We start from the raw sequence: 25,601 nt of genomic DNA, 5'->3' as shown, positions 1-25,601 counted from the left end.
AAAAGCTGTAACCCGAAGGCTACAGCTTGGTATTCTTAAGAGAATAAATTGATGAACAGTGGTGCGAATACCAGAGAAACGATGGTCATCAGCTTGATTAAAATGTTGATAGACGGTCCGGAAGTATCCTTGAAGGGGTCACCAACGGTATCCCCAACAACAGCAGCCTTATGGGCATCAGAGCCCTTACCACCATGCACACCAGATTCGATGTACTTTTTAGCGTTATCCCAGGCACCACCGGAGTTGGCCATCATAACGGCTAAAACGACACCAGTAACCAGGGAGCCAGCCAATAAGCCACCTAAAGCTTCAGGTCCTAAGAGAATCCCAACGGCTAAAGGAGCTACAATCGCCATAACCCCAGGCATGATCATCTTTTTCAGGGCAGCACCGGTGGAAATATCCACACAGCTCTTGTAGTCAGGCTTTGCCGTTCCTTCCATAATCCCAGGAATGGCTTTGAACTGGCGACGAACTTCTTCAATCATATCGTTGGCAGCATCGCCCACAGCTTCCATGGTCATTGCAGAGAACAGGAAGGGCAGCATCCCACCGATGAGTAAGCCAATGATAACCATTGGATCCAAAAGGCTGATGTTACTCAGGCTGACAGCCTGTGCATAGGAGGCAAAGAGTGCCAATGCCGTTAATGCAGCAGAACCGATGGCAAAACCTTTACCAATGGCAGCAGTGGTATTCCCCACGGCATCCAACTGGTCAGTAATTTCACGAACGCTTTCTGGCAATTCAGACATTTCAGCAATCCCACCAGCGTTATCAGCAATGGGGCCATAAGCGTCAACCGCAATGGTCATCCCACAAGTAGAGAGCATCCCAACAGCTGCCATAGCAATCCCAAAGAGACCACCATCAGCCATGAACATATTCCCTGCCCAGTAGGCCAGGAAAATTGCTAAAGCAATACACAGTACCGGGAAGGCAGTGGAGCGCATCCCAACGGCTAAACCAGAAATAATAGTCGTTGCAGAGCCCGTTTCAGATTGCTGGGCAATATGCTGAACTGGCTTGTATTTTTCAGATGTGTAATATTCGGTCAGCTGGCCGATGGCTAAACCAACCACTAAACCAGCCACGATGGTTACAAATGGATAAATGCTGCCTAACATATAGGTTGAAAGGAAGTAAGCAGCGATGATGAGGATAATCCCAGACACATAAGTCCCCATGTTGAGGGCTTTCTGAGGGTTTCCACCTTCTTTACCGCGAACGAAGAAGGTCCCAATAATAGAAGCAACAATCCCGATGGCAGCAATGAACATTGGGAAGAGCACCCCGTCGGTGCCACCCAGGAGTACAACGCCCAGGGTCATGGCAGAGATGATGGAGCCCACGTAGGATTCAAAGAGGTCAGCGCCCATACCCGCGACATCCCCAACGTTGTCCCCAACGTTATCAGCGATAACAGCAGGGTTACGGGGGTCATCCTCCGGAATACCGGCTTCAACCTTACCCACCAGGTCAGCCCCGACATCAGCTGCTTTGGTGTAGATCCCACCACCCACACGACCAAAAAGCGCGATGGAGGAAGCCCCTAAACCGAAACCAGTGATAATGGCAGTACTCTGGAAAATCATATACACGACACTCAGGCCGAAAAGGCCAAGGCCGACGACACACATCCCCATAACGGCACCACCGGAAAAAGCGGTTGCCAGGGCTTTGTTCATGCCATCCTTCTGAGCAGCATTGGCAGTTCTGACATTGGCACGGGTTGCAACCTGCATTCCAAAGAAACCAGCCAGAACAGAGAAAATCGCACCAACTAAAAAGGCGACGGCAGTCTGCCAGCCTAAGCCTGGTGTGACACATAAAACGACAAATAAAACAGCGACGAATACAACGAGCATCTTATATTCGCGGGTCAGGAAGGCCATTGCTCCTTCGTGGATGAAGGAAGCAATTTCTTTCATGCGTTCGGTTCCAACTTCAACTTTGTTGACCCGATTGGCATAAAAAAGCGCTACCAATAAAGCTACAACTCCCACAACAGGAGCTATCCATAAATTCATCTGATTTTTTTCCCCCTTTACGGAATAAAAATTTCTCGATTAAGCAAAAAGTGAGTAAATGAAAGCGGATATCATAAATACAATTGCTGAACCAATGGTCACCTTTTCCAAAATGGCGTAGATGCCCTTTGCTTTCTTCCTGCCGAATAATGTTTCCGCACCACCTTCGATGGTACCCATCCCTGCTGATTTAGCCGGTGACAGTACAATACTAATGATCAGTGCAAAACTTGATATAATTAGCAGAACGATTAAAAATGTTTTCATTATCTCACCTCCGTTTTAACCGTGATTGTTATTTTATCACAGGAACATTGGCTTTTCAATATAAAAATGCACTGAAAATGTAATTTTTCAGTGCATTTTTGATGTGTAATCGAGTTTCATCCACAGTCTTAGATCTACTTCTCAATCAACGTTTTTCCGGTCATTTCCGCGGGAACAGGCATGTCCAGCAGGTCTAAAATTGTCGGAGCAATGTCTGCTAAACGCCCCCCATCCCGTAAGGTAACATCCCCCAGGCCAGCAATGACACATTCAACGGGATTAGTTGTGTGGGCCGTCCAAGGCTCCTTCGTTTCATAATCCACCATTTTTTCTGCATTGCCATGGTCGGCTGTCAAAATCACATTGCCCCCCTTTGCCAAAACAGCATCGATTACCTTAGCGGCACAGGTATCCACAGCTTCCACTGCTTTTTCCGCCGCGGGAATCACACCAGTATGTCCCACCATATCGCAATTTGCAAAATTGAGGATAATGGCTTTAAAGGCATCGGAATCAATGGCTTCCAGCACCTTATCCGTTACTTCGTAGGCACTCATTTCCGGCTGAAGATCATAAGTAGCCACCTTGGGGGATGGCACCAGTGTCCGTTCTTCCCCTTCATACTGCTTTTCGACACCGCCGTTAAAGAAATAGGTCACATGGGCATATTTTTCCGTTTCCGCAATACGCAGCTGGGGTACCCCATTCTTGCTCAGATATTCACCCAGGGTATTATCAATGGTTTGGGGCTTGAAGGCTATTTCAACCCCTTCAAAACTGGCATCATACTGGGTCATGCTGATCATAAATACTGGGAAGAAGCCCTTTCCTCGTTCAAAGCCATCAAAATCGGCATCGATGAAGGTTCGGGTCAGCTCCCTGGCGCGGTCTGGGCGGAAATTAAAAAAGATCAGGGTATCATTAGCTTTGATCGTTTTATCTTTTTCCGGAGCAATAACACAGGGCAGGACGAATTCGTCGGTCACGCCGTCGGCATAGGATTTCTCCATACAGACCGCAGAGGTACTGGCGGTATCCCCTTCTCCAAGGACCAGGGCATCGTAGGCCTTCTGAACCCGTTCCCAGCGATTATCGCGATCCATAGCATAGTAACGGCCATCAATGGTAGCAATCTCACCAACACCAAGCTCTGCCATTTTGGCTTCCAGAGCGGCAATGAAGGCCGCACCACTCATAGGTGCCGTATCCCGACCATCCATGAAGCAATGAACATAGACCTTTGTGAGGCCCTCTTTCTTTGCCAGCTCCAGCAGTGCAAAGAGGTGATTCAGATGGCTATGGACACCACCATCGGATACCAGCCCCATGAGATGAAGCGCAGAATCGTGTTCCTTACAATTCTTAATTCCAGCTAAAAAAGCTTCATTTTCAAAAAAATCCCCATCCTCAATGGATTTGGTAATGCGGGTAAGTTCCTGATACACAATCCGGCCAGCCCCCAGATTCAGATGCCCAACCTCGGAATTTCCCATTTGCCCATCAGGTAACCCAACCTCCATACCGGAAGCACCGATAAAGGTGTGGGGATTGTTGTCATAAAACGCATCCAAATGAGGGGTTGGTGCTTCCAGCACCGCATTCCCTTCAGTATTTTGAGTATAGCCGAAACCATCTAAAATAATGAGCGTTGTTAAATTTCCTCTCATAATACTCCTTTTCTTAATTCTTTAATGATTGCCATCATCGACAATCGGTACCGTTCTAATGAAAAGAGTGCAGAGCCAATCCCCCGCACTCTTTTTTTCAATTATACGCTAATCGTTCCATCAATTCAATTACTTTGAATTGATTTTAAATTAATATTTGACAATTTTGGAGAAGTCTGCGGTTAAGCTTGCACCGCCGACTAATGCACCATCAATATTGGGCATGGCCATGAGTTCTGCAGCGTTGGCAGGCTTCACGCTCCCACCGTACTGAACACGAACCGATTCTGCAGCGTCTTCACCATACATTTTCGCAATGGTCTTTCGGACCCAGCCACAAGCTTCGTCCGCTTCTTCTTTGCTGGCGGTTTTGCCAGTGCCAATGGCCCAAATGGGTTCGTAAGCGACAACCACCTTGGTGATATCGTCAATATCGACAAGACCCTTTTCAATCTGACCCACGACCTTGGCTTCAGCCTGTCCGCCTTCCCGTTCATCCAGGGTTTCACCACAGCAAACGATGGGAACAAGACCCAGTTCCAAAGCCTTGATGGCCTTTTTATTCACAGCTTCATCCGTTTCGTTGTAGTATTCACGGCGTTCGGAATGGCCGATAACTACATACTTCACCCCGATGGCAGTCAGCATTTCACCGGCGATTTCACCGGTGTAGGCACCATTTTCAGCATAGTGCATATTCTGGGCGCCGATGCCGATATTCGTTCCCTCGGTCAGTGCAACCGCTTCCGGCAGATCTACATAAGGCGGGCAAAAAACGACTTCTGCCTCTGCACCAGCCACCAAAGGCTTTAATTCTTCGATTAACGCCTTGGCACCTGTTATATCCTTGTTCATCTTCCAGTTACCTGCAATAATTGGTCTTCTTGACATTTTTTTCTCTCCTATATATAAAAACTGATTATTTATCTTCCAGAACGGCAATTCCAGGGAGAACCTTACCTTCCATGAATTCCAGGGAGGCACCACCACCGGTGGAAATATGGCTCATACCCGCTTCAAAGCCGAGCTGCTTCACTGCGGCTGCAGAGTCTCCGCCGCCAATGATGGTAATGGCATTGGAATCGGCCATGGCCTGAGCCACTGCAATGGTTCCCTTGGCAAATGCCGGGAATTCAAATACACCCATTGGGCCGTTCCAAATGACGGTAGCGGCATCAACAATGGCATCGGCAAAGATTTTCTGGGTTTCCACCCCGATATCCAGGCCCATCTGATCTGCGGGGATGGCATCGGCTTTAACATTGGTGGCAGGCGCATCAGCTGCAAATTTCGGTGCAACCACAACATCCACTGGCAACAGGAGCTTCACGCCACGGCCTTCGGCCTTTCGGATCAGCTCTTTAGCTAATTCCACCTTGTCTTCTTCTAATAAGGAGGTTCCAATTTCATACCCCTGTGCCTTTAAGAAGGTAAAGGCCATCCCACCACCAATGATGAGGGTATCCACCTTTTCCAGAAGATTATTGATCACGCCAATTTTATCGGATACCTTGGACCCTCCGAGGATAGCCACAAAGGGACGCTTGGGATCTTCTAAAGCCCCACCGATAAAGTCTAATTCCTTCTGAATGAGGAAGCCCGATACTGCCGGAAGATAATCGGCAACTCCAGCTGTGGATGCATGGGCACGGTGACAGGAACCAAAAGCATCATCCACAAAGACATCGGCCAGGCTGGCCAGTTCCTTTGCAAAGGCGGCATCGTTTTTCTTTTCCTCTGGTCTGAAGCGGGTGTTCTGGAGCAGTAAAATTTGACCGGGCTGCAGCTTTGCCGCGGCTTCCTTGGTCACTTCACCAACGACTTCTCCGTCATCACTAAAAATAACCTGCTTACCCAGCACTTCTGATAAACGCTTTGCTACTGGCTCCAGGGAAAACTTAGGATCGGGCTCATTTTTAGGGCGTCCCAAATGGGACATGAGGATCAGAGATGCCCCTTGATCTAAAATATATTTGATGGTGGGCAATGCTGCCTGGATTCTGGTATCATCGGTGATTTCCATGGCCTCGTTGAAGGGCACATTGAAATCAGCACGCATCAGAACTTTTTTACCCTTTAAGTCGATATCTTTTACTGTTTTCTTCATATTTAAGTAACCTCTTTCTTATTTCTGGGGCTTTTAAAGTAATAAAGGGGCTCCAAAGGAGCCCCCGGTTAAATCCGCCGGTGGGCAGATTTGGTGCTATTAATCTGTCTAAATTATGCTAATTCAGCAAAGTATTTAATGGTACGCACCATCTGACTGGTGTAGGAGTTTTCATTATCGTACCAGGAAACAGCCTTGACTAAAGTGGTGCCATCGCCCATGTCCATGGTGGTTGTCTGTGTTCCATCGAATAAAGAACCGAAGGTAATGCCGACGATATCTGAGGATACCAGTTCATCTTCAGTGTATCCGAAGGAAGCGTCAGAAGCAGCCTTCATTGCAGCGTTGACCGCATCAGCCGTTACAGTGCCTTCAACGACAGCAACTAACTGGGTTAAGGAACCAGTGGGAACGGGCACACGCTGTGCACAGCCGTCTAACACGCCGTTTAATTCCGGAATAACCAGACCAATGGCCTTAGCGGCACCAGTGGTGTTGGGGACAATGTTAACAGCCGCTGCACGGGCTCTTCTTAAATCACCCTTTGGATGAGGGCCATCAAGGGTCATCTGATCACCGGTGTATGCATGGATGGTGGTCATGTAGCCTTTTTTAATCTTTGCTAATTTATTCAGTGCATTAGCCATCGGTGCTAAGCAGTTGGTGGTGCAGGATGCAGCTGAGATGACGGTGTCATCAGCAGTTAGGACATCTTCATTAACACCGAAAACAACAGTGGGCAGATCGTTGCCGGCAGGTGCGGAAATGACGACCTTCTTGGCACCAGCTTCCAGGTGAGCGGATGCTTTTTCTTTTGATGCAAAGAAACCGGTACATTCCAGAACGACATCAACATCTAATTCACCCCAAGGTAAATCAGCGGGATTCTTCTGAGCGTAGATTTTGATTTCCTTACCATCGACAACGATGGAATCTTCTTTCGCTTCAACAGTGCTTGCTAAAGCGTAGGTTCCTTGTGCAGAGTCATATTTCAGCAGGTGTGCTAACATTCTAGGGCTGGTTAAATCATTGATTGCAACGACATCATATCCTTCAGCACCAAACATTTGTCTAAATGCTAAACGACCAATTCTACCAAAACCATTAATTGCAACTTTTACAGACATTTTATCTGCCTCCTTAAAAATAGAATACTTTGAAAACACAATTCATAAAATGCTTCATTTATAATTTTCGGATGATTTCCTTTGCGGCACTTTCATCCGTCATTAACACCATGTTCGGCTTAACTCGGCTGACGCCGATAATGGCATCTGCCTTGGACACGCCACCCGCCACTGCAATGGCGTGGGGGATACGTTTATAGTTTTCGATACTGATTCCAATGGAGCTGGATGGCGAAATAACCTTGCCATTGACATCGAAATAATGCCCAAAGGCCTCTCCCACAGCACCCATATCCAGTATTCGTTGTTTTTCTTTTAATTTCAGGTTTCGCCAATCGGCTAATACGTCCGCCCGACCAATCCCAAAGACAAAAACATCAATCTCGTTCATCTTATCAAACACACGCTTGATTTCCGGATAGTCCTTTAGTGCGTCCAGCAGCCGATTATCAATATTATCCGGCAGATGGAGGAGCTCGTAGTTGGCATGGAGCTTAAGCCCCATTTCGGCGACGACATTATTGGCTTGGGTAGAGTGGCTCTTTCCAATACCGCCCCGGGCTGGAATAACATAGACATCCGGATAAATGGATTCCTTCATCTGCTCAGCCACCACGGCCGCACTGGCTCCGCCAGTAAGTGCCAAGGTATCTCTGTACTTCAGAATAGACAGAATGTATTGGGCGGCTGAACGTCCCATAAATTTAAGGACCTGATAATTCATATCCATATCTCCAGGAGATACGACAACTTTTTTAAGATGAAGTTTTTTTTCCAGCTCATGCTCCAGCTGCTCCAAACCATTATACGTGTATAACATTCGTTTTAGCTGAAGAATAATCTTTTTCCCAAGATCCGTAAGGACGACGCCTTGACGCTCTACATTTAAGAGCTTCTGGTTTTGGAGAAACTCTATTTCGTTGCGTACCTGACGCTCGCTCATATCGAGAACAAAAGCTAAATTCCGCCGACCGATGGGTTCCTCACTCTTGATGGTTGACAGGATGTTGTACCGCATCTCGATTAATGCACCGATTTCAGGCACGACCAATCGCTGCAAATCCACGAGATCTTTACTAATTTTTAAATTTTCTTCCACTGATCATCCACTTCCCATCCTCAGGTGAAAGGCCTGTTCAATTTTGTTCCCACCGGGACAATGCCATTATATCTCATTCATTTGTATAATACAAGACCTGCCCACAAAAAACAATACGAATTATTTTTATCTTAACTTCGCCTTTACGCCTTGATTTTAAGGGGTTTTTAGGTCATTAATTCGTTCTGCCCCAAAATAAAACAACAAAATTTTACCCTTAATTTTTCTGCATTTTTGTTTTTTTCGTCCCGCCATGTACAAAAACGATCCAATTTATTCCTGGCTCTAATCCGTCCCACAGGAATCGCCTGAAAAACACATTATGGACCATCCTTAAGATAAAAATCCCCGGACAACCTTGACACAGCTACCAAGGGCTTGTAAAGTTATTTGTCACGTTGTATAAGTGTGGGTAGAAAAAAGCGGACTGCCTTTGGCGGTACTGCCTCTGGTTTATATATAAAGCTACCCAACCGTATCAGGAGAGAGGGTCGCTTTTTTAGTGCCTTAATTATCATCTTTATGAAACAATAGAAGCAATACCATGAGGCCACCGAAGGTCAGCACAAGCATTAAACCTTTGTATCCTGTCATCGTATCACCCCCATCTTAACCCGATTGAGGCAGAAAAGCCCGCCATCCTTCAAATCACTCGCAGAGGTATTATATCCGGTGGCAGACAAAAAGAAAAGCCCCTACGACCGCATGGTCAGGGGCTTTCATTCATTTTTAGCATGGTGCCGAAGGTGGGACTCGAACCCACACGGTATTGCTACCAACGGATTTTGAGTCCGTCACGTCTGCCAATTCCATCACTTCGGCGAAATACGTATGCTTTACGCTACGAACATAATAATAGCATACGTGATTTCGGATTTCAATCCCTAAATCTTATTTTTTTACGGTTGCCATTCATGATGCTACACATTAATGCCCATGGATTTACGCATACGGCGTACCTCTGACACCGATAATTGACCAGGTGCTGTGGAGTCCACCACGGTGGCAAAGCTAAGAGATCCTCCGGTATAGTCTGGGAGTATCCGGGTTATTCCCCCCACCATCCCCATTAATATACTGATGATGGGTACATCGTGGAAGGTTCCTGCCCGAATAATAGCTGCTATCGCCTGTCGGACATCCTTTTGAGTTTTTGGCATCATGGCCAGCTTCAGAATGTCAGCCCCATCCTGTATCATATCGCTGAAAATCGCTTCAATGGCTTCCTCTGATACACATTCGTCAAAGTGATGCTGGGATAAAATCAGGCCACATTCTTTCTCAACCAGGGCTTTTTTCACCCCTGCCTTAAAGGCCGCAGAGCTATCCAGCTCAACATCAATATAATCTGCTCCATCACAGGCAATACATCCTAAAATATAGGTCAGCCGATGGGCTTCCTCAACCTGGGCGATACCCCCTTCTAAGGGGCTGCGGTAGGTATAAATCAACCCCACCCCTCCCCGTATCTCTTTTATTTTTGACAATAATTCCTGTTCTTCATTGAGAGCAATCGGTTCAAAATAATCCCGACGCCATTCAATAAAGTCGGGTTCAGCGGCGCTAGCCGCCTGGACTTGCGCCATCAGCTCTCCAGCATTCCTCGGTGTAATGGGAACGCAGAGTGCAAAGGTATCTTTTTTAATCACCTTCATCATTTCACCGTAATAAGCTCATAACTTTGACTTCCCAGACCAATTTTCTCCCCATGGGACAGGCATACTCGCCAATCAGTATCTGGATGGGTGGCACAGAATCGATCACCGGTGGCATCATGTCCGTGGTTATGCCCCTTTAGCTGGTCATCTAAATAGCTCCCAGAGATGACCGGTGCCGCATTACAGGCATCAGCACAGGCCTGGTCCAGAGCCACGGGGTCTGTGGATGCAAAGATTCCCACATCCTGAATAATTGGTAAATCATTTTCGGCATGGCAATCACAGAAGGGAGAAACATCCATGACGAAGCTGATGTGGAATTGGGGGCGATCCTTCACGACGGCCAGGGTGTACTCTGCCATTTTTCTGTTGAGGATGTCAAAACTTTCATCATAAGGCGACACAATGGCATCGAAGGCACAGACCCCCATGCATCGCCCACAGCCCACACAGACATCGTGGTTGATGGCGGCACTCCCATTGTCATAGCGGATGGCTCCAAAGGCGCAAATTTTACCGCAGACCTTGCAATCCCGGCAACGTTTAGACAGTACCGACGGCTTTCCGGCCGCGTGCATTTCCATTTTACCCCGTCGGGAGCCTGAGCCCATTCCGATATTTTTAATGGTGCCGCCAAAGCCCGTGTTCTCGTGGCCCTTGAAATGGGTCATGGAGATCAGGATATCTGCATCCATGATGGCCCGGCCAATTTTGGCTTTGTTGACGTATTCCCCATCCACGGGGACCTCCACATCATCCGTTCCTTTTAGTCCATCGGCAATGATCATCTGGCAATGGGTGGCAAAGGGATTATAGCCATTTTCATAGGCCGCATCCAAATGCTCCAAGGCATCCTTCCGACGGCCGACATAGAGGGTGTTGCAGTCTGTCAAAAATGGCTTTCCCCCTGCTTCCCGAACCATATCCACAATCACCCGGGAGAAATTTGGGCGAAGATAAGCCACGTTCCCCGGTTCCCCAAAATGAATTTTAATGGCCGTAAAGCGGTTTTCAAAATCCATTTCCATCAATCCCGCTTTTTTAACCAGCTTTTCCAGCTTTTGCAGCAGGGTTGTCCCGCCATGGGTACGCAAATCTGTAAAATATACCTTACTCTTACTCATTCTGGTCTCCTCGATTCATCAATTAATATTTTAATTGTAGCGAAAAATTGTTGATTTGACCAGTATTTCTGTCAATTTCTGCTATTCCTGTATAATAGCGCTGGTATCGGCCGTAACGACACTCCAGAATAAGGCCACGTTGGGTTTCGGAATTTTGTTGGACTAGGATGCGGTAGGTTGATCCTTCCTCACCGGATTGTAGTCCATCCGTTCCATGGTAATTGGGGTCCGTCGCTAAAGCCCATCGGCATTCCTCTGCCGCACTTTTTCCGAGAAAAATACAGTACTGATATTCCTGATAGGCGATGCCGTCCTTTAAATCCAACTGCATTCTGGTCAATAAAATAACACCAGTTCCCATCACCAAGGCAAGGATTACCAGCACCAACACCAGAACATATCCAGCCTCATTCTTTTCGAAGGATGGCCTTTTCTCCCCCAGGATACGTAAAGGCCGCATCATAATCCTGCTCCTTTCCACCCTGTTTCAAAACCAAATGCATTGCAATGATTCCATCAAATTCTCCCGTCTCATCTGTTTGTGCTTTCAACGTAAAATCGACCACATCCCGGGCTAGCTGGCTATATTGACCTGGACCGATATCGACCAGATTATTTCGGTGGACCTTGCAGCGGTAGAGTGTCCCACTGGTGGAGTCGTGCCGATAATAATCCATATACAGGGTAGGATTCTCCAAATCCATCAGGTAAACCTGTCCCCCCTTTGTATAAAGGACATCCGATCGCTCAATTTGTTTTTGAACAACCAGATGAATTCGGCGAAAGGTAGCCTCCTCCTCTGCATCGTATCGTAGTCCCGAGGAAATCTGATTAAAAAATGCCAGGGTAGACAGCACAAGGAACATCACCATTGCAATGACGGCCAGGCTGACCATTAGCTCCACCAGGGTAAATCCGGAGCTGTCTTTCCGCCGTCTAATCGATGAATATTTTCCCACGATAACAGTGCTCCCCTCCCTCATGGGGGTAGATAAATACGACGGTGACAAGTCCGCGATCGACCCCTTCTACCCGATAGATCCAGGGTGGATATCGGCCAACCACCGTTCCAATGGTGGTAATAATGACCGCTTCATCGCCAGTGCCTAGCTCCTGGAGGGCCTTGGCTGACTCATCCCGAATGGTGTTGAGCTGAATTCCCTCCTGGATCACGGTTTGGCCTGCCCGTCGTCCGGCCAGCAGTACCCCCGTGAACGCTAATAGTACCGTTATGACACAGCATAAAATCCCTAAGGCGACCACTGCCTCTACTAAAGTACTCCCCTTCCTACCTTGGCTTTTCATCAGACAAATATATCCTTCCGCCACCAGGCTGCACCACCAGATAACGGCTTTGTCCTCCATTTCCCTTGAGCCAATAGGAATTGGAGATACTGTTGGTACCATCGGGAGTAAAGACAATTTTAACCGCATCGGCTACTTTTATAGTCAGATGTTTAAAGACCTTTGATCGCTGCATAAACATCCCATTTTCATAGGTGCCTAAATATACTTTATTCGCATATAGCGTAACCGCCGCCCCTTTTCCATCTCCAGACATCATCCCCATCTCTTTAGTGGCTAATATTTCTTTGAGTAACAACTCACACTCCGCCTCAAACTGCTGATCTTCAAGATGCTTCCATGCCCCCATGCCTACCCCCACCGTCCCGATCGTTAAAAGGGATAGGATGGATAGGGTGACGATGACTTCTGAGAGGGTATAGCCAAAGCAGTTGTTATACCTCATTTGCATCAGGTCGGAGTTGGTGCTACAACAACTTTGACGCTTACTTTCCCCGTTGTGCTATTATATTCAAAAACATTATTGTTCTTCGACGTAATAGAGGACACATTTAAGTACCCAACCCCTGATAACACTGTCACCACTTCATCAAAAGCCTCTTTTGTCCCACTTGTAGCTGCGACACTTGGCATCATCCCCGTATCCGCCACATACACCTGTACCGCACTTTCCACCATGGCGGCATTGGTTTCATCCGTTTTCTGCTGAGCAGCGCCTAGGGCCTTGCTGTAAACCGGTACCGCAATCCCGGCCAACAGCCCAATAATGGCCAGTACAACCACCAATTCGGCCAGGGTGAATCCACCCTTTTCCCTTAAAACACCTTGAACACTTTTCATTATATTCCCTCCTACCTGTTGATTTATGAACACACCACTTGTTTACATGAACTCCAAGTAGCCTTCATACACCTGATAAATCGGAGCCATGAGTGAAACCGCAAAAAACATCACCATTAGCCCGACGCATAAAATAAGGGCGGGCTCTAACGCCGTGGATAAATTCTTCATCCAGCGTTTGGACTCCTGTGTATAATAATCTGCCGCCCGATAAAGGGATTCCTCCAGAGTACCCGCGCGTTCCCCCACTGCCACCATTTGACAGAGAGCTCCCCTAAACAGTGAGGATTCATCAAAACATTGCCCCAGGGAATACCCCCGTCGAACCTTTTCCTTAACCCCTTGGATCTCTGCTTTAAAAAGACGATTGGTCAGGACCTCTCCCACTGTATCCAGGCTGCTTAACATATCCACCCCATTACCTAAGAGAATCCCAAGGGACTCTGCCAACCGAAGACCCTGCATATAATAGATCAGCCGCCCGATAACAGGAAGCTTAAGCACCCATCGATCCCACCAAAACCCAAAACCTTCGTGGTGACGAGCGGCAAGGATGCCACCCACTAAAGCGCCCATTAATAAGATTAAAACAGGCCATCCCCCGGAGACAAATTCACTCATCCCCAGAAGCATTCGGGTTGGTGTCGGGACCTCCCCATCCAGTGAGACAATCGTCCCGATAATCGCCGGGAAAACAGTAGTCAGCAGAAAAACCCCCACCGCCACTGCTACAACAATGACAATAATAGGATAAATCAACGCCTGAATTAATCGGCTTTTGAGGTCCGCCTGGTTATCATAATAATCGGTCAGCCCCTGTAAAACACGATCTAAACCACCGCCACGCTCTGCTGCCTTTAGCATATTTGTAACTAGTGGCGGAAAGCTTTTGGGGCTAAAGGCCACACTGGCGGACAAACTATTTCCCTGGCGTATTCTATCTGCTACCTGCCTTGCATCTTCTCCTAATTGGCGGCCCCTCCGTTCTGCTGCCAGTATGTTAAAGGCATCCACCGGTACAATCCCGGCTCCTAAAAGCATTTGTAGCTGCTGACAAAAAAGCCCAAGGGCACGAGAAGAGGTGTGGGACCAAAAGACCTTCGCATACCCTTCATCCGGCAATGCAACGCACCCCCTCTTCCAGGGAGGTGACTCCTTGAATAATCAATGATCGGGCCGCCTTTCGAAGGATGCCTTGTCCCCCAGGTACACCTCCTTGACAGTCTTCTCCAATCTTCCAAAAACTCGGATCAATTACCAGCAATTCAAAAATCCCAATGCGTCCCAAATAGCCTGACCCTCCACAGCACGCACACCCCTTTGCCCGATACAAAGACAAGGGTCCTTTCCCCTTGAGGTAGTGGCACTCCTTTTCTGATGCCAAATAGGCCTCCTTACAGTGAGGACACAGCCGTCTTAAAAGGCGCTGGGACACCGCTCCCCGAAGCACTGCCCGAATTAAATACTCTGGAACCCCCATATCAAGTAACCGTTCCCGGGAGGACCAAGCATCCATGGTATGGAGTGTCGCCAGCACCAAATGCCCCGTTAAGGCTGCCCGCACCGCAGTCATGGCTACAGCATCATCCCGAATCTCCCCAACACAAATAATATCCGGGTCCTGACGCAGTACCGACTTAAGGACTTCGTGAATTGTCAAGCCGATTTCCGGATTAACCGGGATTTGAGTAACCCCCGGGATATTCATCTCCACAGGATCTTCAATAGATAACATATGAACGCCCGAATCATTAAGCTGTGACATTACCGCGTATAAGGTGGTTGTCTTCCCACTCCCCGTCATCCCATTGAAGAGAATGAGGCCAGACTGATGAGTCAGCATCCGCTGTAACCTCTGCTGATCCTCCCCCAGCATTCCAATCCCCGAAAGTGTATTCAGACCGTCCATACACCCCAAAAGGCGCAAAACAAGGTTTTCACCATATTCTGTTGGCATCGTAGAGACGCGAATATCAATCCGCTTCTCCCCAAAGCAGTGCTGAAATGCACCGTCCTGGGGTAAACGAGACTCCGTAATATTCAACTTTGAAAGGATCTTTATACGCGTAATCAATCTATCAAAAAATTGATACGGCTCTTCTTCTACTACACATAATTTTCCATCGATACGGTATCGAATCCGCATCCGATCAACAGAAAAGGGCTCCAGATGGATGTCTGAAGCCCTTCGATACACGGCATTTTCTATAATGGCATCCACACGCTTGATATAATAATCATCTGCATCCTTTGGATTTTTAGTCAGATTGGACTGCCATATTTTCTTTTCCATTTCATTCCCCTTTAAATACTCCTGTAACTTAAGGAAAGTGTAAAACAATTTTCTCTTTTAGTCAAGCGTTTTCATTGAATGACACCTAATCGTTGTTATCCCTCACATTTCAATTAAAATGCTTCTGAACAATAAAAAAGCACAGAGTCCTACCTTCTGCGCTTCGTGTGATAATTTTTCTATTTTATCTAATCATCTTTTTTCTCTCTAATAAATTCGTTTTTTATTGAGAGTCTCTTGCATAAAAAAACTGAGCTTCAATTCAATTGAAACCCAGTGTTTAAGGCGATGGCGGAGAAGGTGGGATTTGAACCCACGCACCGCGTTAACGGCCTATACCCTTAGCAGGGGCACCTCTTATAGCCACTTGAGTACTTCTCCATCAATACAATCCCCATTCTTGCTATTTCGAATGGTTCATCTTGTTTCTTTATTATAACAGATTCCATAATATCGGTCAAAGGAAATCTGGCCGAGAGGGTGGGATTGTGCTTACCTTCGGTAATCACCCCGTTTCGGCTGATACGCCTCACGGATTCGCCTAAAAACAATTCACAATTGTTTTCTTCACGGCTCAGACCCACACTGGGGTCGAATCCAATTAATCTGGACCTCACAACTCAGCATTTGTCCTATTAGAAATCTCATACAAATTCTGGCCGAGAGGGTGGGATTCGAACCCACGTGGGCTTGCACCCTAACGGTTTTCAAGACCGCCCCGTTATGACCGCTTCGGTACCTCTCGATGTGACGCGATATTTATTATAACAGGGGCTTTCGCCCCTGTCAATAGCTTTTTCACATCAATCATTTTTTAGTTGATTTAGCAAACTTTAACAATCCATCCAAAGGTATCGTCCTCGGTGCCACGTTGAATCCCACAGAGGGTATCGTAGATTTTTTGAGCCGATTCTCCAATTTCGTCATTGTTGAAAATCATATCTTCACCCTCATAGTTTAATCTGCCAATGGGTGATACTACGGCCGCAGTTCCCATGCCGAAAACTTCCTCTACCTTACCCTGATGGTACAATTCGACAAACTCTTTAATGGAAATGATCCGTTCCTCAACAGTTTCTCCCCAGCTTTTAAGAAGCTCAATGATGCTTTTGCGGGTAATCCCTGGAAGAATAGTGCCCGTCAGTTTTGGAGTCACAAATTTTCCATCAATTTTAAACATCACATTACACGATCCCACCTCTTCAATATTCTGGCGGGTCGCGCCGTCCAGCCACAGTGTTTCTTCGTAGCCTGCTTCATGGGCTTTAGCACTGGCAGCTAGGCTGCCAGCGTAATTCCCCCCGCATTTAGCTTCTCCCGTACCACCAACCACGGTTCTGGCATAAACCTTTTCAATATGCATCATCGCCGGCTTCAGGCCCGTTTCGTAGTAAGCTCCCACAGGACATAGGATGATAAAGAATTTATAAGTCTGACTTACACGTACCCCAATATAGGGATCTGTAGCAAAGACAAAGGGGCGAATATACAAGGACGTCCCAGGTGCCGTCGGGATCCAATCCTGTTCCAGCGCAACGAGCTGCTTCAGGGCATCCAACACAAAGGCCTCATCAATCTGAGGGATACACATCCGTTCGTTTGACCGATTCATCCGCGCCAGATTTTCTGTCGGGCGAAATAATTGAATGCTGCCATCCTCTGTTTTATAGGCCTTTAGCCCCTCAAAGACTTCCTGAGCATAGTGAAACACACTACAGGCCGGTTCAAGGGCGATAGGGCCATAGGGAAGGATTTGAGCGTCGTGCCACCCCAGGCCTTCGGTATACTCCATTGTAAACATATGATCCGTAAAGCATGTTCCAAAGGGAAGGTTCCCTTCATCGGGCTTTTTTTTCGGATTCTCTGTTTTGATAACCTTTATTTCCATTGTTCTCCACTCCAATCTTAATATCTTCTTATAAGTATAACAATTATTGTATACAATACACAAGAGGTAATCTAAAATTTTCTATTCCTTATCCATGATAATAATTAAACAGTGTGCCACACAATGCCACAAAAGATACACAGGACACCATCCCCATCAGACCTTCTTGTACTGGCACCTGACAATGCTTTCGTAAAAACATCGATTTCTCATTAATCCATTCCTGAAACCAAATGTATCCCCAAGTAATCAGATAGAGCAGTGGAATCAGCAGAGTAATAATATAACGCCCTTGGGGCTGATAATCACTGGTGTAAGAGTAGTATATTCCAATGGATACAGGGATCAGGATTGCCAGAAATAATGCTATCCCCCAGATCCAATCATAACTCACCATTACCTTGCGCTTGGTGAACCACCAACAAAAAAAAGCACAAATCAATCCGCCCAGGACCATCCCCCCCATGAGTAGATAGGACACTATCGACATCGCAATGCTCGCGTTTCCGAAAACACCAATAATACTGATAACACTATTAAACAGCCACCCCCTTGATAGATGACCACCAAGCGTAATGGGACCAATCAACATCTGTAATAAGGAATACCCCTGATTTTGTGGGGTCATATGGGTTGATGGCTTAAAGGCGGGCTGGGCCAGCTTCTCGGCCAAAGCATTACTGGCTGCAAGCCCCAAAAAGTCTCCGTCATAAAGAATGGCACTGCGGACAAACCACCAGCCGGCCAAAACCGCACAGATTCCGACAATCATCAATCCATAGCCCAGGAATCTTTTGAGCGACCATCTTTTCCGATTCAGATAATACTCGGCGGCGTATAAAAAAGCCGAACAAAAAATGAATCCATAGGCATTGTAATAGGATAAAAAGCAAAGGGATAACCCAAGGGCAAGAACAATACAGCTTTTTAGGTCCCACTCGCGCTGATGCCCCAGAATCCAGGCATAAAAAATAAGCGTTGCCGAGAAAAAGGCAAGGGCATCATTATTCACATAGGCATTGATAAAGATAACCTCCGGCCAAAGACAGAGCAAAACCGGGAAAAGGAATTTATATTTTCCAGGAAAAGCCCGGCATCCAATGGCCAGGGCCAGAATTGCCGTCCCTGTCCCGAATAAGACATTGCACACCCGGGCAGACAGATACAGACTATTTTCCGGCATTCCAAAGAAAGCGCCAATTTTCATGCCAACAGCGGCAATTTGATAGGCTAGAATGGGCTGATAGGCATAAGATTGCCCCCAGGTCCGATTTACAATTTCGGGATTATCCCCCAAAGGCAAGGTGCCATGTTTAAAAATAAACTTGGGAATCAGATATCGCATTTGCTCATCTGGCGCCTGATTGTAGGGGATGAGAATGGCCCAGCACATATAAATTGTAAAGATAAAGAGGATAAAGAGGATCTCCAGAGAATAATTTTTACAAAACCTAGTGATTTGGGTCATTGGGGTCCCTCCGTAGAATCATAGCAATCCAAAAAGTAAGAAAAGTAATAGTGGCTAATCCTAACCATACATCAAAGACCACATTGCCAGTTGTCATGATGGCTGGAACGACCTTCCACAAAACCGCTATAAACAGCAGCAATGTTAGAATGCTTAAAAATACCTTTCCTACCATAACGCATACACCAAAATCCCCAATACGATTAAAACATTGCCAATAACCTTCTTTTTCGAAAATTTCTCTTTTAAAACCATGGCCCCCAGTACGGCCACGTAAACATAACCTGTGCATTCAATGACAGGCCCCAGGGAAAGGGGTACCCCGCGGTAGGCATAGGTGGTCAAAAGGGTGGAACCAAAGAAAAGGCCATAGGCCAGAATGACCCGGACATTCAGATACTCCCGGATTAAACTGTCGTATTCCTTATTGGCACTGATTTTTAAAACGATCTGAGAAATAGATGAGACTAGCACCGAAATCAGGAAAATCAGAATAAAAGGCCACATTTCATGCATCATCGGTCACCACCAGATAAATCCCCGCAATAATGACAATCGCACCGACCACCATCCCTGGACGCAGGGTTTCCCCAAACAAAAGCATACCCCAGACGATTCCCCAAATAATAACCACCGCTTTATTGGCAAAGGCGACAGTCAGGGGCATTCGCCTGAGCACTTGCTGCCACAGCAGTGCATAAACAACTAAAATGACCAACACCAAGCCATAATATAAAATAAAACCGGTTGAAAGGAAGTCAAAACCCGCTGCCATTTTAGAGCACACCGCGCTTAACGAATAGACGAATAAGAGTCCGTGCAAAAAGAGGAAATCCTTAGCCTTGATCGCGTTCATAGCGTACCTCCTGGGTAATGACATTGCGCACAATAAACTGCGGTGCATTATTCATACTGATATAAACCCGGCCAACGTACTCACCCACCAGGCCCAGAAGCACCATATTGACCCCACCCAAAAAGACCACTGCAGAAATCAGTGAGGGCCAACCGCTAATTTCGCTGGGATTGACAAATTGCATCACAATGGTATAAATCCCATAAATAAACCCCAATAGTGCAACTACAAAGCCTAAAATTGTGGCAATACGCAGGGGTTTAACCGAAAAGGCCGTAAACCCATCTAACCATAGGGAAATGAGTTTTCCAAAGGTGTAGCCGGATTCTCCCGCTTCCCTTGATTTATGGTGAATAGGAGCAGAGGATACATTCCGTGTGACCCGGATCACCAGACCATCCACATAGGGGTAGGGCTTATCATACTTCACCACCTCATCAATGACCTTTCGGATGGCACAAAAATAACTGGTAAACACCAAATTGCGGGGCTTACCAATGAGATGATCCGCCATGATATCATTAATCTTCGACCCAAAATTACGAAACCAGCTATGCTGCTTATTATTGTATAAGGCATAAACCACATCATAACCCTCTTTTAGCTGATCCACCAGAGTAAACATTTGCTTGGGGTCTGTCTGGCCGTCATCATCCAGATTGATGACCAAATCCCCGGTAACTTCGTGGTATCCCGCCATAATGGCAGAGGCCTGGCCAAAATTACGCATCAGATTAACGACGACAACCTCGGGATTCGCTGCCGCAATTTGTTGTAAAACACTGTAAGTATCATCTGGAGATCCATCATTCACCAGGATGATTTCATAATCGTATTCAGGTCGTGTTCTCACCGTATCTTTAATATCCTTCACAACAGCTGTGATAGTCTGTTCCGAGCGATAACAAGGAATCACAAAGGATATTTTTTCTTTTTTTGGCATCAAATCCTCCAATCACCACGATAAATATAAAAGCCATGTCGGTTAGAGCTGTCCGTCACCACGTCGCTGCCCACCGCCACATTTTCAAAATCAGTTATTAGGATATCCTGGGGCCGGGTGGCCTTTAAGGCAGCATACTGTGCCTTATCCTTTTCTCCAAAGATAAAACGGATGGCTACAGGTTCTGGTTTTCTTTTCAAGGTGAAATCCGGTGCCTGGCCACAGGCGATATCCACCGCCATTCCCACAAAATCCATTCCCGTAGACACCGGCACAAGATGGGAGCCAATACAGTCTCCCCCCATACGCCCGCCAATTTCGATGATCCGGATATCCCCATCCATCACCTTAATTTCAGAATGGGAGGCCCCATAACGAATGCCCAATGAATCCAGGGCATGGAAAACGACCACACGGATGGCCTTCAGACATTCTTCAGACACTTCGGCGGGCTGATAATGACCCGTCTCGATGAAATGAGGGCTCCCTGTTGTCCATTTCTGGGTAAGGGCCAGGAAAGAATGCTTTCCCTCCCAGGAAACACACTCCACACTATACTCCTGACCCCCGATATACTCCTCAATCATGACTTTTTTTTCAAAAGAATCCTGTAATGCTGCTTCAATGGCCGGTTTAAGCGCCTCTGGTGTCTCCACCCGGGTAACCCCACGGCTTCCCGAACGATCCGTCGGTTTTACAATCAGAGGATAACGAAGGGATACCTCCCCAGCCTGGGTTGATTCATCCCCCGCCATAAAACCTGGAATGGGGTCGTTTCCTGTCAAAAAGGCCTGGCGCATTTTATACTTATTGGTGCTGATTTCTGAGCATTGAATTGAATTGGCCGTCAGCCCCATTTTTTCAGCCACATAGCTCACGGCAAGACACGCCAAATCCGAACCGATGGAGCAGATCCCAGAAATCCCCTCTCTTTGACAGATTTCCAGAATTTCATCCTTTTCGGTAATGCTGACGTCATAAAAAACATCTGCTGTGCGTTCCCCCACATCCCCAGCCTTCCAGGCGAACACATGGGTTTCATATCCCTTTTCCTTTGCCTTTAAAATCAAAGGATTCTGAAAGGCACTGGCTCCAATAATTGCAATTTTCTGCTTCATAAGGTCCCCTCCATTAACGATAAAAGGCCTTAACCGCATCCACCACCTGATCCTGATCCTTTTCCCCCAGGCCATAGTACATGGGCAGCCGCAATATGCGTTCACTTTCCACCGTGGTAAAGCGATCCTCCCCATGAAAGCGTCCAACCCGACGCCCTTCCGGGGCCGTGTGCAAGGGAATATAATGGAAAATCGCCTGGACCCCTGCTGCCTTCATATGGGCCATCAGTGCCGTTCGTTCTTCTAAATCCGCGGCCTTGATATAGAACATATGGGCATTGTGGGTACACTCCTTTGGAATGGTCGGAAGGGTAATCTTACCCGCTTCCGACAAGGGTGCCAAAGCCTCGTGATAATAGTTCCAGCTGTTCAGGCGATCCCCGTTAATGGCCTGGGCCTCCTGAAGCTGGGCCCACAAATAGGCCGCATTCATATCGCTGGGTAAATAGGAGGAGCCGGTTTCCACCCAGGTGTATTTATCGATTTCCCCCCGGAAAAAGCGACTCCGATTTGTCCCCTTTTCCCGGATGATTTCTGCGGTTTCCACATAATCCGGTGATCCCATCACCAGGGCGCCACCTTCTCCCATGCTGTAATTCTTCGTTTCATGGAAGCTAAAACATCCTAAATCCCCCAGTGTTCCCAGTGGCTTCCCCTTATAGAAAGCCATGACTCCCTGGGCGGCATCCTCCACCACCTTTAGTCCATGTTTTTTCGCAATGGCATTGATTGTATCCATCTCGCAAGCAACACCAGCATAATGTACTGGAACAATGGCAACGGTCTTATCCGTAATGGCATCTTCAATCAAGGTTTCATCAAGATTAAGGGTATCCGGACGAATATCTACAAAAACGACCTGCGCCCCACGCAGAACAAAGGCATTGGCCGTAGAAACGAAGGTGTAGGCAGGCATAATGACCTCATCCCCGGGTTTGATATTCAACAACAATGCGGCCATTTCCAAGGCGTGGGTACAAGAGGTTGTCAACAATACTGGACTTCCTCCCAGCTGGTTTTCAAACCACTGACTACAGCGCTTGGTAAATGCACCATCCCCACTAATCTGTTTATTGTCGATGGCTTCTTTAATATACTTAAATTCAGTCCCAAGAAAGGGCGGTTTATTGAATGAAATCATAAATCGAAATGACAACTCCTTTGTGCATTGCATTAATTAATATTTTTATTATACCCTAAGGATTGCTTTAAATGTGAAACAAATGCCTAAAGCATCAAAAAAACCTGTATTTCTACAGGTTTCTTGGATAAGTATTAATTACTTTTCATTGAAGTACCAGTTTCCACCAGCAATTTGTACTGATCCACTGGTCTGATAGCTTCTAAAACTTAAATAATTGTGGCTTCTCTTCCCACCGACCATGCAGTCTGTAACGGCCTGACGGACCTCTGGTAAAGCGGCTCCCATATATTTGGAATAGTCACCATCTAAGTATGCTGCAAACTGGCCTGGCGCCTTGATCACACTGATGACATCGCCACCACCCCAGCTGCCAACATCGGCACGGTTCATCATACAGGAGATAACGGCCAGCGCCCCTTCATAGGTATGTCCTCCCTCTTGGGCGACAACCGCACTGATGAGATCCATATTACTGCCTGGATCCTCAGTTCTATTTCCTGTGGATAAATTACCGCCACCAGGAAGCTTGGTTCCAACTTCAACAATTTGGTTTACTGGCGCTTTCAGCGTAACCTTCGCAAGAGTATTACGGGCAACCTCCTGCCCATCGCGGTAGGTCACCTGATCCACCACATTTTCCAGTCCATTTACTCCAGGCGTGGTAATATTCTGCACATCTGTCCCTAGTTGATCGTTCACCGTTTCTTCAATCCCAAAGGGAATTTGATCTTCCCGGGCCTCTGTCTTCACCTCAATACGTGCCACGCTGATTTGACTGACATCGGTGGTCAACACATCATTTTTTGCGGGTGTGACTTCATCGTTTTCGTCCACGTTCAGGCTTAGCTCGTCCAGAAGATCCCCCACCGTCTTGGCTGTCGAATCAAAATCAACGGACTTGCCATCTGCAATAACCGTTCCCTTAACGTTTTTAGTGACATTTACCACATCAACATCTTTAGCCAATTTACTTAAGTCTGTATCTACGGTATAATCATCAGTAATGTTGACTCCTTCGCTCTGAAGGATCTCCTCAATAGGGGTCATTAGCGCTGCAGAAACAGTCTTTGTTTGGACCGACCCGATGGCAGCCTTCTCTTTAGAGTCCACATTAATTTGAATATTTTTTGTTACATTAAAGGCGCAGGTCAGCCCCATTGCAACGACGAAAAGAAAGAGGGAAAAAAGTGTGATTGCTTCTTTCCGATGTCTTCGAATCGCCCCTACAGCTAGACCTGCCGTTTGTTTAATTTTATCCATATAAACACCTTTCTAAAAGATTATCATCGGATTTTCATTTCCTGTATTATTGTAACAAAATATATCGAAATTGTCAATAAATCTGTATCAAAATTGTAACAAACGGAGGATAAATGGAGAGAAAGCAACAATTCGCAAGTAATTTAGTCCATTGGTTTCAAGAAAACAAACGTGATCTTCCCTTTCGGAAGACCAAAGATCCTTATTCCATTTGGATCTCAGAAATCATGGCCCAGCAAACTCAAATTGATACCTTGATTCCCTACTATAAGCAATTCATCCAGAAGTTCCCCGATGTGTCCACACTGGCTGCGGCTGAAGAAAGCGATGTTCTTAAAGCCTGGGAAGGTTTAGGCTATTATTCACGAGCCAAAAATCTCCATAAAGCGGCAAAGCAAATTATGAAAGAACATCATGGTCGGTTCCCTGGCGACTACGAAGAGATTCTGGCATTACCCGGTGTGGGACCTTATACTGGTGGTGCCATTGCCAGCATTGCCCTTGGACTTCAGGTCTCAGCGGTGGATGGCAATGTCCTGCGGGTAATTACACGTTTTAATAATTGGAAGGATGATATTGCCCAAGGTCCTACAAAGAAAAAAGTAACCCAGTGGGTTGATGCGGCTTTACCCATTCACCCCGGTGATTTTAATGAAGGGTTAATGGAGTTAGGGGCCCTGATTTGTACGCCCAAAGCCCCCTCCTGTTTACTTTGTCCCGTTCGAGAGGCTTGTTCTGCCTTTGCTTCTGGTACAACAGAGCAAGTCCCTGTAAAAACAAAAAAAATCAAGCAAAAGCGCCTGCCCATGGAGGTCGCACTTCTATATGATGCGGAGGGTATTTATATTCTCAAGCGGCCTAATTCAGGGTTGTTATCAGGGCTGTGGAGCTTCCCAATTTGTGAAGCCAACGCGGTGCCCGGAGATTCTATTACCAACTACCTCGAGGAGTGCTTTTCAATTCTTCCGCCTGCCCAGCTGTTGGGAAAAGAGAAACACGTTTTCTCCCACATCATCTGGGATATGTCCATCTATGGTTTTCATCTCACTGGTGTACAGGTGGGAGAGCCTCAAGGTCAATACCAGGATAATACGGTTTTTGTATCCTGGACTGATTTGGAACAAAAGATTACACTACCAATTGCATTTTCTAAGCTTCTACGCTTTATTCGTATTAAAAAGTAATAATGGAAAAAGAGGATTTACCAGCAACGGTAAATCCTCTTTTCAAAATTTATCAAAAAATTAAAAAATCCGCAACGTCCTATCCTCCCAGCCAGTTACCCAGCAAGTACTTTCGGCGCTGTGGAGCTTAACTTCTGTGTTCGGTATGGGAACAGGTGTACCCTCCACGCTATCGTCACGGATTAAATATCCTTTTAATATGTAAATAGCATAATGTACA

Annotated in this window: 25 protein-coding genes, 3 tRNA genes and 1 rRNA gene; 1 reads left to right on the top strand and 28 read right to left on the bottom strand. The window is 46.6% G+C overall.

Annotation, left to right across the window (positions count from 1 at the left end; all coding sequences use genetic code 11):
• Nucleotides 1-35 precede the first annotated feature (35 nt).
• The 27 genes from BLW33_RS11430 to BLW33_RS11295 form a co-directional block, all read right to left on the bottom strand.
• Complete coding sequence (locus BLW33_RS11430; RefSeq protein WP_090308990.1) at nt 36-2,033, bottom strand: sodium-translocating pyrophosphatase; 1,998 nt, start codon at nt 2,031-2,033, stop codon at nt 36-38.
• A gap of 39 nt (nt 2,034-2,072) precedes the next feature.
• Nucleotides 2,073-2,300 carry a preprotein translocase subunit SecG gene (gene secG, locus BLW33_RS11425; protein WP_090243601.1) on the bottom strand — a complete coding sequence of 76 codons (228 nt, stop codon included), beginning with the start codon at nt 2,298-2,300 and terminating at the stop codon, nt 2,073-2,075.
• A gap of 134 nt (nt 2,301-2,434) precedes the next feature.
• A complete protein-coding gene (gene gpmI, locus BLW33_RS11420) occupies nt 2,435-3,967 on the bottom strand; it encodes a 2,3-bisphosphoglycerate-independent phosphoglycerate mutase (RefSeq protein WP_090308987.1) in 1,533 nt (510 codons plus the stop codon).
• A gap of 150 nt (nt 3,968-4,117) precedes the next feature.
• Nucleotides 4,118-4,858, bottom strand: a complete 741-nt coding sequence (gene tpiA / locus BLW33_RS11415) for a triose-phosphate isomerase (RefSeq protein ID WP_090308985.1) — start codon at nt 4,856-4,858, stop codon at nt 4,118-4,120.
• A gap of 28 nt (nt 4,859-4,886) precedes the next feature.
• A complete protein-coding gene (locus BLW33_RS11410; RefSeq protein ID WP_090308983.1) occupies nt 4,887-6,074 on the bottom strand; it encodes a phosphoglycerate kinase in 1,188 nt (395 codons plus the stop codon).
• Nucleotides 6,075-6,187: 113 nt separating this feature from the next.
• Nucleotides 6,188-7,201, bottom strand: coding sequence for a type I glyceraldehyde-3-phosphate dehydrogenase (gap, locus tag BLW33_RS11405; RefSeq protein ID WP_090308981.1), 1,014 nt, complete (start codon nt 7,199-7,201; stop codon nt 6,188-6,190).
• Between the two features lie 58 nt (nt 7,202-7,259).
• Nucleotides 7,260-8,300 carry a sugar-binding transcriptional regulator gene (locus BLW33_RS11400; RefSeq protein WP_090308978.1) on the bottom strand — a complete coding sequence of 347 codons (1,041 nt, stop codon included), beginning with the start codon at nt 8,298-8,300 and terminating at the stop codon, nt 7,260-7,262.
• A gap of 735 nt (nt 8,301-9,035) precedes the next feature.
• A tRNA-Leu gene (locus BLW33_RS11395) sits at nt 9,036-9,122 on the bottom strand.
• 98 nt (nt 9,123-9,220) lie between these two features.
• Nucleotides 9,221-9,958 (bottom strand): type I 3-dehydroquinate dehydratase, encoded by a 738-nt coding sequence (gene aroD / locus BLW33_RS11390; RefSeq protein ID WP_090308976.1) that lies wholly within the window; start codon nt 9,956-9,958, stop codon nt 9,221-9,223.
• A complete protein-coding gene (locus BLW33_RS11385) occupies nt 9,955-11,082 on the bottom strand; it encodes a DUF362 domain-containing protein (RefSeq protein WP_090308973.1) in 1,128 nt (375 codons plus the stop codon). The genes aroD and BLW33_RS11385 overlap by 4 nt, the downstream gene beginning before the upstream one ends.
• A gap of 22 nt (nt 11,083-11,104) precedes the next feature.
• Complete coding sequence (locus BLW33_RS11380; RefSeq protein WP_090308970.1) at nt 11,105-11,545, bottom strand: hypothetical protein; 441 nt, start codon at nt 11,543-11,545, stop codon at nt 11,105-11,107.
• A complete protein-coding gene (locus BLW33_RS11375) occupies nt 11,490-12,041 on the bottom strand; it encodes a PulJ/GspJ family protein (protein WP_176966712.1) in 552 nt (183 codons plus the stop codon). Before BLW33_RS11375 ends, BLW33_RS11380 begins: the two co-directional genes overlap by 56 nt.
• The gene (locus BLW33_RS11370) at nt 12,019-12,387 is read right to left on the bottom strand and encodes a hypothetical protein (protein WP_090308965.1); all 369 of its coding nucleotides are present in this window, start codon (nt 12,385-12,387) and stop codon (nt 12,019-12,021) included. Before BLW33_RS11370 ends, BLW33_RS11375 begins: the two co-directional genes overlap by 23 nt.
• The gene (locus BLW33_RS11365) at nt 12,371-12,838 is read right to left on the bottom strand and encodes a prepilin-type N-terminal cleavage/methylation domain-containing protein (RefSeq protein ID WP_143032635.1); all 468 of its coding nucleotides are present in this window, start codon (nt 12,836-12,838) and stop codon (nt 12,371-12,373) included. The genes BLW33_RS11370 and BLW33_RS11365 overlap by 17 nt, the downstream gene beginning before the upstream one ends.
• Nucleotides 12,838-13,227, bottom strand: coding sequence for a competence type IV pilus major pilin ComGC (locus BLW33_RS11360; RefSeq protein WP_090308961.1), 390 nt, complete (start codon nt 13,225-13,227; stop codon nt 12,838-12,840). Before BLW33_RS11360 ends, BLW33_RS11365 begins: the two co-directional genes overlap by 1 nt.
• Before the next feature lie 42 nt (nt 13,228-13,269).
• The gene (locus tag BLW33_RS11355) at nt 13,270-14,349 is read right to left on the bottom strand and encodes a type II secretion system F family protein (RefSeq protein ID WP_090308958.1); all 1,080 of its coding nucleotides are present in this window, start codon (nt 14,347-14,349) and stop codon (nt 13,270-13,272) included.
• Entirely contained in the window at nt 14,339-15,520 is a 1,182-nt protein-coding gene (locus tag BLW33_RS11350) for a GspE/PulE family protein (protein WP_143032633.1), read from the bottom strand. The genes BLW33_RS11355 and BLW33_RS11350 overlap by 11 nt, the downstream gene beginning before the upstream one ends.
• A gap of 289 nt (nt 15,521-15,809) precedes the next feature.
• Nucleotides 15,810-15,901 (bottom strand) — tRNA-Ser (locus BLW33_RS11345).
• A 275-nt stretch (nt 15,902-16,176) separates the two neighbouring features.
• Nucleotides 16,177-16,265: transfer RNA gene (locus BLW33_RS11340), tRNA-Ser, on the bottom strand.
• A gap of 78 nt (nt 16,266-16,343) precedes the next feature.
• Complete coding sequence (locus BLW33_RS11335; protein WP_090308953.1) at nt 16,344-17,408, bottom strand: branched-chain amino acid aminotransferase; 1,065 nt, start codon at nt 17,406-17,408, stop codon at nt 16,344-16,346.
• 88 nt (nt 17,409-17,496) lie between these two features.
• Nucleotides 17,497-18,876: an ArnT family glycosyltransferase gene (locus BLW33_RS11330; protein WP_090308950.1), complete on the bottom strand. Its 1,380-nt coding sequence runs from the start codon at nt 18,874-18,876 to the stop codon at nt 17,497-17,499.
• A 168-nt stretch (nt 18,877-19,044) separates the two neighbouring features.
• Nucleotides 19,045-19,395, bottom strand: coding sequence for an EamA family transporter (locus tag BLW33_RS11320; RefSeq protein WP_332583268.1), 351 nt, complete (start codon nt 19,393-19,395; stop codon nt 19,045-19,047).
• The gene (locus BLW33_RS11315) at nt 19,385-19,732 is read right to left on the bottom strand and encodes an EamA family transporter (RefSeq protein ID WP_090308945.1); all 348 of its coding nucleotides are present in this window, start codon (nt 19,730-19,732) and stop codon (nt 19,385-19,387) included. Before BLW33_RS11315 ends, BLW33_RS11320 begins: the two co-directional genes overlap by 11 nt.
• Nucleotides 19,713-20,675 (bottom strand): glycosyltransferase, encoded by a 963-nt coding sequence (locus tag BLW33_RS11310; RefSeq protein WP_090308943.1) that lies wholly within the window; start codon nt 20,673-20,675, stop codon nt 19,713-19,715. Before BLW33_RS11310 ends, BLW33_RS11315 begins: the two co-directional genes overlap by 20 nt.
• Complete coding sequence (locus BLW33_RS11305; RefSeq protein WP_090308941.1) at nt 20,675-21,793, bottom strand: ATP-grasp domain-containing protein; 1,119 nt, start codon at nt 21,791-21,793, stop codon at nt 20,675-20,677. Before BLW33_RS11305 ends, BLW33_RS11310 begins: the two co-directional genes overlap by 1 nt.
• A gap of 13 nt (nt 21,794-21,806) precedes the next feature.
• Nucleotides 21,807-22,934 (bottom strand): dTDP-4-amino-4,6-dideoxygalactose transaminase, encoded by a 1,128-nt coding sequence (gene rffA, locus BLW33_RS11300; protein WP_090308939.1) that lies wholly within the window; start codon nt 22,932-22,934, stop codon nt 21,807-21,809.
• 138 nt (nt 22,935-23,072) lie between these two features.
• The gene (locus tag BLW33_RS11295; RefSeq protein ID WP_207647834.1) at nt 23,073-24,047 is read right to left on the bottom strand and encodes a G5 domain-containing protein; all 975 of its coding nucleotides are present in this window, start codon (nt 24,045-24,047) and stop codon (nt 23,073-23,075) included.
• A gap of 263 nt (nt 24,048-24,310) precedes the next feature.
• Here BLW33_RS11295 and mutY point away from each other — a divergent pair, with 263 nt between their 5' ends.
• Nucleotides 24,311-25,381: an A/G-specific adenine glycosylase gene (gene mutY, locus BLW33_RS11290; protein ID WP_090308935.1), complete on the top strand. Its 1,071-nt coding sequence runs from the start codon at nt 24,311-24,313 to the stop codon at nt 25,379-25,381.
• Between the two features lie 66 nt (nt 25,382-25,447).
• On the opposite strand, the gene rrf is transcribed toward mutY, so the two are convergent.
• Nucleotides 25,448-25,564: ribosomal RNA gene (rrf, locus tag BLW33_RS11285) — 5S ribosomal RNA — on the bottom strand.
• Between the last annotated feature and the right edge of the window lie 37 nt (nt 25,565-25,601).

The sequence above is a fragment of the Eubacterium aggregans genome (assembly GCF_900107815.1).
GTDB classification, from domain to species: domain Bacteria; phylum Bacillota; class Clostridia; order Eubacteriales; family Eubacteriaceae; genus Eubacterium_O; species Eubacterium_O aggregans.
This window is presented reverse-complemented; position numbering and strand designations above follow the sequence as displayed.

Excerpts from the sequence above, each read along its gene's own strand:
- BLW33_RS11430 (WP_090308990.1), bottom strand. The coding sequence starts at position 2,033 with ATGAATTTATGGATAGCTCCTGTTGTGGGAGTTGTAGCTTTATTGGTA.
- secG (WP_090243601.1), bottom strand. The coding sequence starts at position 2,300 with ATGAAAACATTTTTAATCGTTCTGCTAATTATATCAAGTTTTGCACTG.
- gpmI (WP_090308987.1), bottom strand. The coding sequence starts at position 3,967 with ATGAGAGGAAATTTAACAACGCTCATTATTTTAGATGGTTTCGGCTAT.
- tpiA (WP_090308985.1), bottom strand. The coding sequence starts at position 4,858 with ATGTCAAGAAGACCAATTATTGCAGGTAACTGGAAGATGAACAAGGAT.
- BLW33_RS11410 (WP_090308983.1), bottom strand. The coding sequence starts at position 6,074 with ATGAAGAAAACAGTAAAAGATATCGACTTAAAGGGTAAAAAAGTTCTG.
- gap (WP_090308981.1), bottom strand. The coding sequence starts at position 7,201 with ATGTCTGTAAAAGTTGCAATTAATGGTTTTGGTAGAATTGGTCGTTTA.
- aroD (WP_090308976.1), bottom strand. The coding sequence starts at position 9,958 with ATGATGAAGGTGATTAAAAAAGATACCTTTGCACTCTGCGTTCCCATT.
- BLW33_RS11385 (WP_090308973.1), bottom strand. The coding sequence starts at position 11,082 with ATGAGTAAGAGTAAGGTATATTTTACAGATTTGCGTACCCATGGCGGG.
- BLW33_RS11380 (WP_090308970.1), bottom strand. The coding sequence starts at position 11,545 with ATGATGCGGCCTTTACGTATCCTGGGGGAGAAAAGGCCATCCTTCGAA.
- BLW33_RS11370 (WP_090308965.1), bottom strand. The coding sequence starts at position 12,387 with ATGAAAAGCCAAGGTAGGAAGGGGAGTACTTTAGTAGAGGCAGTGGTC.
- BLW33_RS11365 (WP_143032635.1), bottom strand. The coding sequence starts at position 12,838 with ATGCAAATGAGGTATAACAACTGCTTTGGCTATACCCTCTCAGAAGTC.
- BLW33_RS11360 (WP_090308961.1), bottom strand. The coding sequence starts at position 13,227 with ATGAAAAGTGTTCAAGGTGTTTTAAGGGAAAAGGGTGGATTCACCCTG.
- BLW33_RS11350 (WP_143032633.1), bottom strand. The coding sequence starts at position 15,520 with ATGGAAAAGAAAATATGGCAGTCCAATCTGACTAAAAATCCAAAGGAT.
- BLW33_RS11335 (WP_090308953.1), bottom strand. The coding sequence starts at position 17,408 with ATGGAAATAAAGGTTATCAAAACAGAGAATCCGAAAAAAAAGCCCGAT.
- BLW33_RS11330 (WP_090308950.1), bottom strand. The coding sequence starts at position 18,876 with ATGACCCAAATCACTAGGTTTTGTAAAAATTATTCTCTGGAGATCCTC.
- BLW33_RS11320 (WP_332583268.1), bottom strand. The coding sequence starts at position 19,395 with ATGATGCATGAAATGTGGCCTTTTATTCTGATTTTCCTGATTTCGGTG.
- BLW33_RS11315 (WP_090308945.1), bottom strand. The coding sequence starts at position 19,732 with ATGAACGCGATCAAGGCTAAGGATTTCCTCTTTTTGCACGGACTCTTA.
- BLW33_RS11310 (WP_090308943.1), bottom strand. The coding sequence starts at position 20,675 with ATGCCAAAAAAAGAAAAAATATCCTTTGTGATTCCTTGTTATCGCTCG.
- BLW33_RS11305 (WP_090308941.1), bottom strand. The coding sequence starts at position 21,793 with ATGAAGCAGAAAATTGCAATTATTGGAGCCAGTGCCTTTCAGAATCCT.
- rffA (WP_090308939.1), bottom strand. The coding sequence starts at position 22,934 with ATGATTTCATTCAATAAACCGCCCTTTCTTGGGACTGAATTTAAGTAT.
- mutY (WP_090308935.1), top strand. The coding sequence starts at position 24,311 with ATGGAGAGAAAGCAACAATTCGCAAGTAATTTAGTCCATTGGTTTCAA.